This window comes from Streptomyces sp. HP-A2021 (genome assembly GCF_022807935.1).
Classification (GTDB): Bacteria; Actinomycetota; Actinomycetes; order Streptomycetales; family Streptomycetaceae; genus Streptomyces; species Streptomyces afghaniensis.
The window spans coordinates 5887561-5900599 of record NZ_CP094344.1 but is presented as its reverse complement, the minus strand read 5'-3'; the positions used below and the strand labels follow the sequence as shown (position 1 = coordinate 5900599).

Sequence of the window (13039 nt, the reverse complement as noted above, 5' to 3'; positions counted from 1 at the left end):
AGGAGGCAGGGCGGGCCTGTCGCGTGCGCGGGGGGCGGGAAGGACCGGGAAGTGACGCAGAGCGGTGTGCGGGAGAACGAATCGCGGCAGGGCGTCCGCCAGGAACCGGGCCCGGGTGAGACCGAGTCGGCGCCGGGCGGCGAGGGGCCGCCACGGCGCCCGCGGCGGCTGCTGAAGTGGTCCGCGGCCGTGCTCGCCCTCCTCATACTCGGGACGGCCGGGGCCGGATACCTCTACTACCGGCACCTCAACGGCAACATCAAGAAGGACGCGCTGAACCTCGGCGACCACAAGGTCGCCGCACCGACGCCGAACGCCGCCGGGCAGACCCCGCTGAACATCCTGCTGATCGGCTCGGACGCACGGGACAGCAAGGAGAACCAGAAACTCGGCGGCGCCCGTGAGACGTTCGGCGCCGCGCCCCTGGCGGACGTGCAGATGCTGCTGCACCTGTCCGCCGACCGCACCAACATGTCGGTCGTCAGCATGCCCCGGGACACGCTCGTGAAGATCCCGAAGTGCACCGACCCGGACGACGGGAAGGTGTACCCGGAGACGCAGGGGCGGAGGATGACCAACCAGAGCCTCGGGCACGGCGGTCCGGGCTGCACGGTGGCCACCTGGCAGGAGCTCACCGGCATCCACATCGACCACTTCATCATGGTCGACTTCGCGGGCGTGGTGTCGATGGCCGACGCCGTCGGCGGTGTCCCCGTGTGCGTCGACGCCAACATCCACTCCCGCACCTCCGACGGCAAGGGTTCGGGTCTGAAGCTGGAGAAGGGCACCTCGTACATCCAGGGCGAGCAGGCCCTCCAGTGGCTGCGCACCCGCTACGGCTTCGAGGACGGCAGCGACCTCGCCCGCGCCAAGGCCCAGCACATGTACATGAACGCGATGGTCCGCCAGCTGCGCGAGAACGCCACCCTCAGCAGTCCCAACAAGCTCCGCAGACTGGCCGAGGAGGCCACCCGCGCCCTGACGGTCGACCCCGGCCTCGACACCGTCAAGAAGCTCTACGACCTCAGCGACGAGCTGCGCAAGGTCGAGCCGGAGCGCATCACCATGACCACGATGCCCAACCGGTACGTGGGCGCCCGCGTGGAACCCACGGAGGACGCCGAGCAGCTGTTCCGGCTGGTGCGGGAGGACATCGCGCTGGACGGCAAGGACAAGGACGGGAAAAAGGCGGCGGAGAAGGCTTCCGCCGACCCGGCCGCGGCCGACGACGAGATCCCCGTGCAGGTCCGCAACGGCACCCGGACCGACACCCTGGCCGCGGCACGCGGGCGCGCGAGCACGGTGGCCGGGCTGCTGACCGAGCAGGGGTTCGCCCAGACCGTCGCCGACACCACCGGCTCGTGGAGCGAGGAGCGCACCGTCGTCCGCTACCCGAGCGCCGACCTGGAGGGCGACGCCCAGCGGGTCGCCAAGGCCCTGGGGATCCCTCTGAGTTCGGTCAAGCGGTCGACCGGCGTCTCCGGCGTCACGCTCGTCGTGGGCGCCGACTGGCGGGAGGGCACGGACTACAAGGCGCCGAAGCGGGACGACAAGACCCCGAAGTCGGCCGACGCGCTCAACGGCGCGGACGACAAGGCCTGCATGCACGTGAACCCGAACTTCACCTGGTGACGCGTTCGGGCCCCTCCCACGGGGAGGGGCCCGAACGCGTGCGGGGTGTGTCAGCCGGTGGTCGCGTCCGCCCGGACCGCCGGGCGCCGGGACGCGATGACCTTCTTCGCCAGCGACCGGGGGCTGGTCAGAAAGCCCCAGCCCCACGACATGTGCATGGTGGCCAGCGCCACGGGGATCTGGAGCCGCGCCTTCAGCGGCAGCCCCCTGCCCGCCGGGACCGAGCCGAGCAGGATCGCCGCGAGATAGCCGCCGGGCACCACGAAACCCCACGGCGTCAGCAGCGCGCCCACCAGGGTCCCGGCCGCGATCGCGCACACGGCGGTCGGCGGGGCGAGGTAGCGCAGGTTGATCGAGCCCTCGTGGAAGCGGGCGACGACGTGCCGCCAGCGCCCGTAGTCCTTGTACTGCTTGGCGAGCGCCTTCACGCTCGGCCGCGGCCGGTACGACACCTTCAGCTCGGGCGAGAACCAGATGAGGCCCCCGGCCTCCCTGATCCGGAAGTTCAGCTCCCAGTCCTGGGCGCGGATGAACTCCACGTTGTAGCCACCCTGCCGCTCCAGCGCCTCGCGCCGGAACACTCCGAGGTAGACGGTGTCGGCCGGGCCCGCCTGTCCGCCCGTGTGGAAGGAGGCGTTGCCCACACCTATCTTCGAGGTCATCGCGGCGGCGACGGCACGCTCCCAGTCGTTCTCGCCCTCGGCGTGCATGATGCCGCCGACGTTCTGCGCGCCGGTCTCCTCCAGGAGCCGTACGGCGGTGGCGATGTAGTTGGGCGAGAGCATGCCGTGCCCGTCGACGCGGACGACGATCGGGTGGCGGGAGGCGTTGATCGCCGCGTTCAGCGCCGCGGGCGTACGGCCGGTGGGGTTGGGGACGGTATGCACGCGCGGGTCTTCGGCCACGAGCTCGGCGGCGATCTCGTCCGTGCGGTCCGTGGACGGACCGAGGGCGATCACGACCTCCATCTCGCCGGCGTACTCCTGCGCGAGGATCGCTTGGACTGCTCCCCGCAGATGCCGTTCCTCGTCGAGGACGGGCATGATCACGGAAACGGCGGGGAGCCGCACGTCGGGATTGGCGTTCATAGGGGCCTCACGTTACCGCGAACGGGGGACACCAGTGCGCGCCGCAGGGGCGGTACCGCGGGCCGCAGATCGTATCGGCCTACGGTTTCACGGATCCCACGTACGGCCGTCGTCCGGAGGTGTCCCCTTGCCCACGCCGCCGCGGTCCCCTCGGTCCACCGCCGCCCCGCAGCGCCGCCCGCAGCCCTCGCCCGGGCGTGCCCCGCGCAGGCCCGCGCCGCCCGCACGGCGCCGGAAACCGCGCTGGGGCATGCGGGTGGTCACCACCCTGTCCGTGGTGGTCCTCGCGTCCGCCGGTATCGGGCACGCGGTGATGACCAGCCTGGACGCGGACATCGCCCGGGTCGACCCCTTCAAGGACATGAAGAACCGGCCGCAGGCGGGGCACGGCATGAACGTGCTGCTGGTCGGCACCGACGGCCGCGAAGAGATCAGCAAGGAGCAGCGGCGGAAGTACCGGCTGGGCGGGGAGCCCTGCCACTGCACCGACACGATCATGATCGTGCACGTCTCGGAGGACCGGGAACGGGCGAGTGTGGTGAGCCTGCCGCGCGACTCGTACGCCATGACGCCCGCGCACGTCGACCGTACGACGGGCAAGCGGCACGGTTCGCACCCGGTCAAGCTGAACGCGGCGTACGCCGAGGGCGGGCCGCAGCTGACCGTGCGGACGGTCGAGAGCATGACGAAGGTGAAGATCGACCACTATCTGGAGGTCGACTTCACCAGCTTCATGAGGACGGTGGACGTGGTCGGCGGCGTACAGATCTGCACCGCCGCCCCGCTCAGGGACAGCTACACCGGCCTGAACCTCCCGGCCGGGCGGCACACGCTGGCGGGCGGGCAGGCGCTCCAGTACGTACGCGCGCGCCACCTCGACGGGGCCTCGGACCTGGGCCGGATGAAACGCCAGCAGCGGTTCATGGCGGCGCTCGTGGAACGGATCACCTCCTCGGGGATCCTCCTCAACCCGATGAAGTTCCGGGACGTGACGCGGGCGGTGCTCGGCTCGGTGCGGGCGGACAAGGGCTTCGGCACGGAGGAGATGCTGGACCTGGGCCGGGCCATGCGGAACTTCTCCCCCTCCTCCTCCGAGTTCACGACCGTCCCGATCGGGCGCATGGAGTTCGCCGTGCAGGGCGTCGGCTCGACGCTGAAGTGGGACCCCGTGAAGGCGGAGCGGCTCTTCCACGCCCTGCGCGAGGACCGGCCGCTGTCCGTGCGCCGGCCGCACAGCGAGGCGCGGATCGTCCCGGTCGCCCCGCAGCAGATCCGCGTCCAGGTGGAGAACGGCACGGGCACGCCCGGCCTCGGCCGCCGCGTGGACGCGGCCCTGGCGTCGACGGGCTTCCGTACGACCCGGGCCCCGGTGAACGCCGCCGCCAGTGACGTGAAGCGCACGATCGTCGCCTACGACCCCCGCTGGGACCGCTCGGCCAAGTCCCTCGCCGCGGCCCTGCCGGGCAGCGAACTCCGCCCGGTCAAGGGCCTGGGCGGGACCCTGAAGGTCATCGCGGGCACGGACTTCGAACGCGTACGCAAGGTACGGGCCGACGGCCCGGGGCAGGGCGAGTCCGGGGTGGTGCGCGGGGATGAGGTGGCGTGCTCGTAGGGTCCGTGCCGCACGCATGGCGGATTACTTCCTTCCGCCCCGTGGCGGTCGGGCCCCGGCAGGCGTAGGACGGAAGGCACGAGGGCCGGGCCCCGGCTCTCGCCGTCCCCCGGGAGGAATCATGACCCAGCAGCCCGCCACGATGACCCCGCTGAGCAAGGAGATGCAGGACTGCGTCCAGGCGTGCATGACCTGCCACAGCATGTGCGAGGAGACCATGAGCTCCTGCCTGCAGATGGGCGGCCAGGCCCAGATGCAGATCATGCGCGCGGTCATGGACTGCGCCGAGATGACGCGTATGTGCGCCGACATGATGATGCGCCGCTCGCCGCTGTCGGCCGAGATGTGCGCGATGTGCGCCCGGGCCTGCGACATGTGCGCCGAGGCGTGTATGTCCATGCCGGACGACGCCCAGATGATGCGCTGCGCCGAGGCGTGTCGCCGCTGTGCCGAGACGTGCCGGTCGATGTCGGCCGCCACGATGTGAGGACCGCCTCACAGCAGTCGGGGGCACCCCGTGGGTGCCCCCGACGCATGCCGGTGCTCAGTTGCCCGAGACGGTGACCGTCTCGTCGTTCTTCAGCTGGTTGACCAGCGTCTTCACCTTCGCGGTGTCCCACTGGAGATTGCCGTTCGCCGAGTTGCCCGCGATCGGCATGTTCATCGACTTGCCCTCGCCGCCGCTGACGCCCTTCATCGCCCAGAACATCGACGCCAGGTCGAACAGGCCCATGTCCTTGTCGACCACGAGCGAGTCCAGGCCCGCGCCCATGGTCGGGTACAGCTTGAACGGGTTGAGGATCGTGCTCGGGGTGGCGACCTGGTTGGCCAGCGCGGAGAGGAACTTCTGCTGGTTCTTCGTGCGGTCCAGGTCGGAGCCGGCGAGCGCGTAGCGGGTACGGACGAAGGCGAGGGCCTGCTCGCCGTTGAGGGTCTGCTTGCCCTTCTTCAGATCCGCGCCCGACTTGGTGTCCTTGATGTCCTGCGGGATGTCCATCTCGACACCGCCGACCGCGTCCACGATGTTCGCGAAGCCGCCGAAGCCGATCTCCACGTAGTGGTCGATGTGCAGGCCGGTGTTGGCCTCGACGGTGCGGACCAGCAGTTCGGGGCCGTCCTCCGCGTACGCCGCGTTCAGCTTCGTCTGGCGTCCGGTGGCCGGGTAGAGCTTGCCGGAGTCGGAGCCCTTGTACGACGGGATCGTGACGTTCGAGTCACGCGGCAGCGAGATCAGCGTCGGGCCGTTGCCACCGGTGTGCAGGATCATCATCGAGTCCGTGCGCTTGCCCTCGGCGGACCCGGTGTGCAGCTTCTTCTTCTCCTCGGCCGACATGCCCGCGCGGCTGTCGGAGCCGACGATCAGGTAGTTCGTGCCCTCGCCCGCCTCCGGCCGGTCGATGACCTTCGACAGGTCGACGTCGCGGTTGAGCTTGGAGTCGGCCCAGAAGTAGGTGCCGACGCTCGTCACGACCAGCAACGTCACGAGCGTGATGGCCGTCACCTTGATGCGGCGGCGCCAGTTCGGCGCGGGGCGCGGCTCGTACATCCCGTCGCCCGGACCGCCAGGTCCTCTGCCGCCGGGTGAGCCGTAGACCTGGCCGGTGTTGTAGCCGCTGTCGTAGCCGTCGCCGGGGCCGTATCCGCCGCCGTCCACGTACGACGGCTGCTGCGGCACGCCGCCCTGGTACGGCGGGGCGCCGCCGTAGCCGGCCTGCCCGGGCGATGCCGCCGGACCGCGGCGGACCTGCCGCATGACACGGGCGCTCTCGGGCTGTGCGCTCGAGCTGCCGCGTCCGTAGCGGTTGCCGCGGTTGTCACCGGAGAATCCCTCGGGCCAATCATTCATGCGCCCCAGTGTGCAGGTCCCGGTAGTACGCCATACAAGAGTCGTCGGAAAATCAGAGCACGGCTGTGGCGAAGCTGACACAAAACCCCCTCATACCGCCTCGGCATAAGGTAGGGGCCATGACAGACCAGGCCCCAGCTGCGGATTCCGGCACTGCGGATATCCCGGGCAAGCCGACTTCGGCGTCCCGCACCACCCTCAGCCACATCATGACCCACAACGACACCAACCTTCTGGGGACGGTGCACGGTGGCGTGATCATGAAGCTGGTGGACGACGCGGCGGGTGCCGTGGCCGGGCGGCACTCCGGCGGGCCGGCGGTGACGGCGTCCATGGACGAGATGGCGTTCCTGGAGCCGGTCCGCGTCGGTGACCTGGTCCACGTCAAGGCGCAGGTCAACTGGACCGGCCGCACCTCCATGGAGGTCGGCGTCCGCGTCCTGGCCGAACGCTGGAACGAGTCCGCCCCGCCCACGCAGGTCGGCTCGGCCTACCTCGTCTTCGCGGCCGTCGACGCCGACGGCAAGCCCCGCCGGGTCCCCCCGGTCCTCCCGGAGACCGAACGCGACAAGCGCCGCTACCAGGAGGCCCAGATCCGCCGCACCCACCGCCTGGCCCGCCGCCGGGCGATCATGGAGCTGCGGGAGAAGCGGGCGGCGGAGGGGTTCGAGGACTGAGTGAGCCTCCCGCGGAACGGGAGGCTCACCAGCTGACGCAGGGGCCTGTTACGGCAGGTTGCGCGCCATCACGATGCGCTGGACCTGGTTCGTGCCCTCGTAGATCTGGGTGATCTTGGCGTCGCGCATCATGCGCTCCACCGGGTAGTCGCGCGTGTAGCCGTACCCGCCGAGGAGCTGGACGGCGTCCGTGGTGGCCTCCATCGCCACGTCCGAGGCGAAGCACTTGGCGGCGGCGCCCAGGTAGGTGAGGTCGGCGTCGCCGCGCTCGGAGGCGGCGGCGGCCTGGTAGGTCAGGGCGCGGGCGGCCGAGATCTTCATGGCCATGTCGGCGAGCATGAACTGGATGCCCTGGAAGTCGGCGATCGGCTTGCCGAACTGCTTGCGCTCCTTGACGTAGCCCTTGGCGTAGTCGAGGGCGCCCTGGGCGATGCCGAGGGCCTGGGCGGCGATGGTGATGCGGGTGTGGTCGAGGGTCTTCATCGCCGTGGCGAAGCCGGTGCCCTCCTCGCCGATCATGCGGTCGGCGGGGATGCGGACGTTGTCGAGGTAGACCTCGCGGGTCGGGGAGCCCTTGATGCCGAGCTTCTTCTCCGGGGCGCCGAAGGAGACGCCCTCGTCGGACTTCTCGACGACGAAGGCGGAGATGCCTTTCGAGCGCTTGGCCGGGTCCGTGACCGCCATCACCGTGTAGTACTCGGACTCGCCCGCGTTGGTGATCCAGCGCTTCACGCCGTTGAGGATCCAGTGGTCGCCGTCGCGGACGGCCTTCGTCTTCATGCCGGCGGCGTCGGAGCCGGCGTCCGGCTCGGACAGGCAGTACGAGAACATGCCGTCGCCCTTGGCGAGCGGGGCCATGTACTTCTTCTTCAGCTCCTCGGAGCCGGAGAGGATCACCGGGAGCGAACCCAGCTTGTTCACCGCGGGGATGAGGGAGGAGGAGGCGCAGACGCGTGCGACTTCCTCGATCACTATGACGGTGGCGAGCGCGTCGGCGCCCGAGCCGCCGTACTCCTCGGGTACGTGCACGGCGTGCAGGTCGTTCGCGACCAGCGCCTCGAGTGCCTCGCGCGGGAAGCGGGCCTCCTCGTCCACCGCGGCGGCGTACGGCGCGATCTTCGCCTCGGCCAGTGAGCGGACGGCGTCGCGGAGCATGTCGTGCTCCTCGGACGGGCGGTACAGGTCGAAGTCAGCCGATCCGGCCAAGGTCTCTCACGCTCCAAAACGCTGCGATGGTGGCGCTAACTACCGTTAAGTAATCAAAAGTTTATGGGGTCGCCCACGGGAGGGATACGTGACCTAGACGACAGCGGGAAAGTTGCCCCGTGAAGCACGCTCCCATGCCCCGGATATGCTCGGGCGCGCACCTGCCGTAGACCCCTGGAGCACCCATGGCCCTGAAGATCACCGTGATCGGCACCGGTTATCTCGGCGCGACACACGCGGCGGCCATGGCCGAGCTCGGCTTCGAGGTGCTCGCCCTCGACGTCGTGCCGGAGAAGATCGAGAAGCTGGAGCGCGGCGAGGCCCCGATGTACGAGCCGGGGCTCGACGAGCTGCTGCGGCGGCATGTCGCGGGGATCGAGGGCGCCAGCGGCCGGCTGCGTTTCACCCAGGACTGGGCCGAGGTCGGCGCGTTCGGCGATGTGCACTTCGTCTGTGTGAACACCCCGCAGCGGCACGGCGAGTACGCCTCCGACATGAGTTACGTCGACTCCGCGTTCGCCTCGCTCGCGCCGCATCTGCACGGCCCGGCCCTGGTCGTCGGCAAGTCGACCGTGCCCGTCGGCACCGCCGACCGGCTGGCGGCCTACCTGTCCGCGCACGCGCCGGCCGGCGAGGACGCCGAGCTGGCGTGGAACCCGGAGTTCCTGCGCGAGGGCTTCGCCGTCAAGGACACGCTGCACCCCGACCGCATCGTGGTCGGCGTGCGCAGCGAGCGCGCCGAGAAGCTGCTGCGCGAGGTGTACGCCACGCCGATCGCCGAGGGCTCGCCGTTCGTGGTGACCGACTTCCCGACCGCCGAGCTGGTGAAGACCTCCGCGAACTCCTTCCTCGCCACGAAGATCTCGTTCATCAACGCCATGGCGGAGGTGTGCGAGGCCGCGGGCGGTGACGTGGCCAAGCTGGCGGAGGCCATCGGCTACGACGACCGGATCGGCAAGAAGTTCCTGCGGGCCGGGATCGGCTTCGGCGGCGGCTGTCTGCCGAAGGACATCCGGGCCTTCATGGCGCGCGCCGGCGAGCTGGGCGCGGACCAGGCGCTGACCTTCCTGCGGGAGATCGACTCCATCAACATGCGCCAGCGCGGGCAGATGGTCGAGCTGACCCGGCAGGCGCTGGGCGGCGGGCCGTTCCTGGGCAAGCGCGTCGCGGTCCTGGGCGCGACCTTCAAGCCCGACTCGGACGACGTCCGGGACTCCCCCGCGCTGAACGTCGCCGGGCAGATCCACCTCCAGGGCGGCCAGGTCACGGTCTACGACCCCAAGGGCATGGACAACGCCCGCCGCGTCTTCCCGACCCTCGGCTACGCCGACTCGGCGCTGGAGGCGGTGCGCGGCGCGGACATCGTGCTGCACCTGACGGAGTGGCGGGAGTTCCGGGAGCTGGACGAGGAGGCGCTCGGCGAGGTCGCCGCGGCCCGGGTCATCCTCGACGGGCGCAACGCCCTCAACCCGGAGCGCTGGCGCAAGGCCGGGTGGACGTACCGGGCGATGGGTCGGCCGACCGCCTGAGCCCATGGCCGGGTCGCGGTCGGCCCCTCGAATTCGGACCGGGTTCCATGAATTCCGGACGGCTTTGCGGGAGATTCGGGAATTCTCGCGGGAACGGTGAAGAGCCGAGCGGATCCACGGGGATTTTCTGTGCGCATTCCGCCGTCGCACCCGGCCGCCGAGGCCGCGCTCGGGGCAGGTGCCCCAAGGATCGGCAGTCCCCTCCGGCCTCGACATACGCCGCCGCCCTCGAAATCATCAATATGAGTTCGAATTCCATTCGAGCAGCACGCGGAATCGACCGTTCTCACGGGCCTGCCCATCAGGAGAGAGGGTCAGGAAACAATCGATTAACCGACGCGTAGTTGCACGGAATCCCCCCTCCACTCCACTGGTCGTCATTCGCCACACCTTCCATTGGCTTGACCTGACCATGCCAGGAGTGCCCCATGCCCTTGTTCTCCCGGGCGGAGTGGCCGCGGGATCACCGCGACGAGTTGGTGGCCGGCGCGCTCGTCGGCGCCGTGGTCATCGTGCTGGGTTACGCGTCGGGCATCGGTGCCCCCTCCGCCTCCGGCAGCACGCAGACCGCCGCTCCCCCGACAGCACCGCCCGCGGCCACCGCGCCGGCGAACCCCACACCGGCCGCGCCGGGCGGCCCCGGCGTATCGGATCCGGGCACCGGGGCGGGCCAAGTCCCCATCGGCAGCGGCCCGTTGCCCGGGTACGGCGGAATCGGCGCGGGCGCCGGCTACGGCACCGGCGGCGCGGACGGCTCCGGGCACATGGGCCATACGCCCTCCCAGCCCGCCCCGCCCTCCGGCACCGGTTCCCCCTCCCCCACGCCCACGCCCAGCCCGTCGGGGTCCGCCCCGGCCGACGGTGACACCTGCGAGGACGGCGAGGTCACCCTCGTACAACCGCTCCTCGGCGGGCTCACCGAGCCCGTGTTCGGGCTGCTCGACGGCGCGGACGAGACGCCCACGCCGCAGCCCTCCCCCTGTGTCGGCCTGGCCCCGGCCGGCAGCCTCCTCGGCGGCATCGCGTCCCCCGGGCCGGAGGCGACCCCGTGACCACGACCGTCCGCCGCGCCCTGCTCCTGCTCCTGCTCACCCCGCTCCTCTACGTCCTGGCCGGAGCGCCCCAGGCCGCCTTCGCCCACACGGAGCTGGTCTCGTCCTCCCCGAAGGACGGGGCGGACCTGGCGAAGGCCCCCGGCCACCTCACCCTCACCTTCGACGAGGCCGTCGACCTCGCCGACGTCCGTGTGCTGACGGTGGGCGGCGACCGGCTGCCGGTGTCCCGTGCGCCGGGCGGCGGGACCGACGCCGTGCGGGTCGCACTCCCCGCCCGGGAGCACGGTGAGCTCGCCGTCATGTGGTCCGTGGTCGACGCGGAGGACGGACACGCCTCCTCCGGCCGGATCGCCCTCACCATCGGCGCACCGGCCGCGAAGACCGGCGGCGAGGCCGCCGCCTCCGCTCCCGCACCCTCGCCCTCGCTGCGCAAGGCCCTCGTCGCCGCCCGCTGGGCCGGTTATCTCGCGCTGGCCCTGTTCGTCGGCGGCCTCGCCTTCGTCGTGCTGCTGTGGCCGCGCGGCGCGGCCGAGCCGCGGTCCCGGGCGCTGCTCGTGCTCGCCTGGACGGTCGGGCTGCTGGCCACCGTCGCAAGCATCGGCCTCCAGGGGGCCTACGGCACGCTCGGCGGACTGCGGGACGCGCTGCGCCCGACGACGTACGCCGATCTGCTGGCCACCGAGCCCGGGGTCGTGCTCGCCGCCCGCGCTCTGGTGTGGGTGCTGGCAGCCGTGGTGCTCGGCGCCCTGCTCCAGGGCGGGGCCCGCACCTCCCGCTCCCCGGGCTGGCGGGTGGGCGCCCTCGCGGTGACGTTCGGGCTGCTGCGGACCACCGGCATGACGGGACACAGCTCCGAGGGCCCCGAGCCCACGTGGGGTGCCGTCGCCGACTTCGTCCATCTGCTCGGCGCCTCGCTGTGGATCGGCGGGCTGGCCGTCCTCGCGCTGGCCGTGCTGCCGCGCCGGCGAGCCAGCGAGCTGGCGGTGGTGGTGCCGGGTTACTCACGCCTCGCGGCGGTGAGCGTCACCGGGATCGTCGGCGCCGGGCTGGTGCTCGCCTGGCAGGTGGTGGGGTCGTACGACGCCCTGCTGCACACCTCGTACGGGCAGCTGCTGCTGCTGAAGACGGGCGTGCTCGGGGCCGTCCTGCTCGCCGCGTTCGCGAGCCGCCAGTGGGTGCGCACCCGCCTCGATCTCGCCGTGCTGCTGCGCGGCGACGCCGCCACCGTGCGGCCCTTCGGTTACTCGGTCGCGGCCGAGACGGGGCTCGTCCTCGTCGTGCTCGCCGTGACGAGTCTGCTGGTCACGGCCGACCCCGGCCGTTGAACTCCCCCCAAGCACAAGGAGCAGAAGTGAAACGAAAGAACGAGAGCGACGAGACCGGTCAGGGGCAGCGCAGGCCGCCCGCCGGGAACCGGGGTCTGCTGGTCGCCGGGCTCGGTGCGGCGCTGGCCGCCGTGCTCAGCCTCGGGCTGTTGAGCGCGGTCTCCGGTTCCACGCCGGCCGGCTCGGAGCAGGACACGGGCGCGGCTCAGGCGCCCGTGGCCGCCGCCGAGGCACGGCCCGCCGCCGCCAAGGCCGACCACCAGGTCGACATCATGGGCAACAAGTTCGGCGACGGGAAGCAACTCGTCGTCGAGGTCGGCCAGACCGTCCGGTGGACCAACCACGACAGCGTGCCGCACACGGTCACCACCACCAAGGCCCCGGTGAAGTTCGACTCGGGGACGCTGGAGCAGGGCGACTCCTGGTCGTACACCTTCACCAAGGCGGGGACGTACGAGTACTACTGCGCCGTACACCCGGACATGGTGGCATCGGTGAAGGTCGTCGAGGGCTCCGGCGGCGGTGGCGGCGGATCGACGCCCGCCCCCACGCCCACGCCCACACCCACACCCACGGCTCCGCCGACGACCGGCCCCACGTCCGCTCCCCCCTCGTCACCGGCCCCCACGCCGACTCCCACGGGCGGTACCGGCGGTGGCGGCTCCGGTGGCGACGAGCAGTGCACCAGCGTCCAGAACGTGCTGCTGCCGATCCTCCAGCACCTCTACGTGGCACACCTGGAGCGGTCCCCGGGCGAGCAGGTGCAGGACGCACTCGCGCTCGACTCGTACATCAAGATGCACACGGTGTGGGTCGAGAGCATCCTCAAGCCCGCCGTCGAAGGCGGCGGCACGGTGCTCGACGACACCCTCAGCGTGCTGCTGAACCACGTCAACAAGGCACATCTGGAGGAATCGCTCGGACAGCAGGTCACGGACCTGCTCAACCCCGACAGCTACGTGAAGATGCACACCGTCTGGGCCGGGCAGATGCTCACGCCCACCACGGACTTCCTCACGAACAACTGCTGACGGGACAGAGGTGGGCGCCGCTCCGGCCGGGGCTCAGC

Annotated in this window: 11 protein-coding genes; 8 read left to right on the top strand and 3 right to left on the bottom strand. The window is 71.0% G+C overall.

Going from position 1 to position 13039, the window contains the following annotated elements; genetic code table 11:
- Positions 1-51 precede the first annotated feature (51 nt).
- Positions 52-1632, top strand: coding sequence for an LCP family protein (locus MQE23_RS26810; protein ID WP_243380498.1), 1581 nt, complete (start codon positions 52-54; stop codon positions 1630-1632).
- A 50-nt stretch (positions 1633-1682) separates the two neighbouring features.
- Here the strand turns inward: MQE23_RS26810 and MQE23_RS26805 are convergent, their stop codons facing one another.
- Positions 1683-2720: a glycosyltransferase family 2 protein gene (locus MQE23_RS26805; RefSeq protein WP_243380497.1), complete on the bottom strand. Its 1038-nt coding sequence runs from the start codon at positions 2718-2720 to the stop codon at positions 1683-1685.
- A gap of 250 nt (positions 2721-2970) precedes the next feature.
- Between MQE23_RS26805 and MQE23_RS26800 the strand changes: the two genes are divergently transcribed.
- Together MQE23_RS26800 and MQE23_RS26795 are read left to right on the top strand one after the other, a co-directional pair.
- A complete protein-coding gene (locus tag MQE23_RS26800; RefSeq protein WP_020274506.1) occupies positions 2971-4332 on the top strand; it encodes an LCP family protein in 1362 nt (453 codons plus the stop codon).
- A 121-nt stretch (positions 4333-4453) separates the two neighbouring features.
- On the top strand, positions 4454-4819 hold the full coding sequence (locus tag MQE23_RS26795; RefSeq protein ID WP_243380496.1) for a four-helix bundle copper-binding protein: 366 nt from the start codon (positions 4454-4456) through the stop codon (positions 4817-4819).
- A gap of 57 nt (positions 4820-4876) precedes the next feature.
- Here the strand turns inward: MQE23_RS26795 and MQE23_RS26790 are convergent, their stop codons facing one another.
- The gene (locus tag MQE23_RS26790; protein ID WP_082319969.1) at positions 4877-6178 is read right to left on the bottom strand and encodes an LCP family protein; all 1302 of its coding nucleotides are present in this window, start codon (positions 6176-6178) and stop codon (positions 4877-4879) included.
- 119 nt (positions 6179-6297) lie between these two features.
- Here MQE23_RS26790 and MQE23_RS26785 point away from each other — a divergent pair, with 119 nt between their 5' ends.
- Positions 6298-6855 carry an acyl-CoA thioesterase gene (locus MQE23_RS26785; RefSeq protein ID WP_037670903.1) on the top strand — a complete coding sequence of 186 codons (558 nt, stop codon included), beginning with the start codon at positions 6298-6300 and terminating at the stop codon, positions 6853-6855.
- A gap of 48 nt (positions 6856-6903) precedes the next feature.
- On the opposite strand, the gene MQE23_RS26780 is transcribed toward MQE23_RS26785, so the two are convergent.
- Complete coding sequence (locus MQE23_RS26780) at positions 6904-8061, bottom strand: acyl-CoA dehydrogenase family protein (protein ID WP_020274502.1); 1158 nt, start codon at positions 8059-8061, stop codon at positions 6904-6906.
- 185 nt (positions 8062-8246) lie between these two features.
- On the opposite strand from MQE23_RS26780, the gene MQE23_RS26775 reads away from it, so the two are divergent.
- From MQE23_RS26775 to MQE23_RS26760, 4 genes are all read left to right on the top strand, one after another.
- Positions 8247-9590 (top strand): UDP-glucose/GDP-mannose dehydrogenase family protein, encoded by a 1344-nt coding sequence (locus tag MQE23_RS26775; RefSeq protein ID WP_243380495.1) that lies wholly within the window; start codon positions 8247-8249, stop codon positions 9588-9590.
- Positions 9591-10018: 428 nt separating this feature from the next.
- Positions 10019-10642 carry a hypothetical protein gene (locus MQE23_RS26770; protein ID WP_243380494.1) on the top strand — a complete coding sequence of 208 codons (624 nt, stop codon included), beginning with the start codon at positions 10019-10021 and terminating at the stop codon, positions 10640-10642.
- Positions 10639-11970: a copper resistance protein CopC gene (locus MQE23_RS26765; protein ID WP_243380493.1), complete on the top strand. Its 1332-nt coding sequence runs from the start codon at positions 10639-10641 to the stop codon at positions 11968-11970. The genes MQE23_RS26770 and MQE23_RS26765 overlap by 4 nt, the downstream gene beginning before the upstream one ends.
- A 26-nt stretch (positions 11971-11996) precedes the next feature.
- Positions 11997-13001 (top strand): cupredoxin family copper-binding protein, encoded by a 1005-nt coding sequence (locus tag MQE23_RS26760; protein ID WP_243380492.1) that lies wholly within the window; start codon positions 11997-11999, stop codon positions 12999-13001.
- The last annotated feature ends 38 nt before the right edge of the window (positions 13002-13039 follow it).

What these genes read in the sequence shown, in the direction of transcription:
- MQE23_RS26785 (WP_037670903.1), top strand. Translation starts at nt 6,298, where the DNA reads ATGACAGACCAGGCCCCAGCTGCGGATTCCGGCACTGCGGATATCCCG.
- MQE23_RS26790 (WP_082319969.1), bottom strand. Translation starts at nt 6,178, where the DNA reads ATGAATGATTGGCCCGAGGGATTCTCCGGTGACAACCGCGGCAACCGC.
- MQE23_RS26805 (WP_243380497.1), bottom strand. Translation starts at nt 2,720, where the DNA reads ATGAACGCCAATCCCGACGTGCGGCTCCCCGCCGTTTCCGTGATCATG.
- MQE23_RS26800 (WP_020274506.1), top strand. Translation starts at nt 2,971, where the DNA reads ATGCGGGTGGTCACCACCCTGTCCGTGGTGGTCCTCGCGTCCGCCGGT.
- MQE23_RS26795 (WP_243380496.1), top strand. Translation starts at nt 4,454, where the DNA reads ATGACCCAGCAGCCCGCCACGATGACCCCGCTGAGCAAGGAGATGCAG.
- MQE23_RS26775 (WP_243380495.1), top strand. Translation starts at nt 8,247, where the DNA reads ATGGCCCTGAAGATCACCGTGATCGGCACCGGTTATCTCGGCGCGACA.
- MQE23_RS26770 (WP_243380494.1), top strand. Translation starts at nt 10,019, where the DNA reads ATGCCCTTGTTCTCCCGGGCGGAGTGGCCGCGGGATCACCGCGACGAG.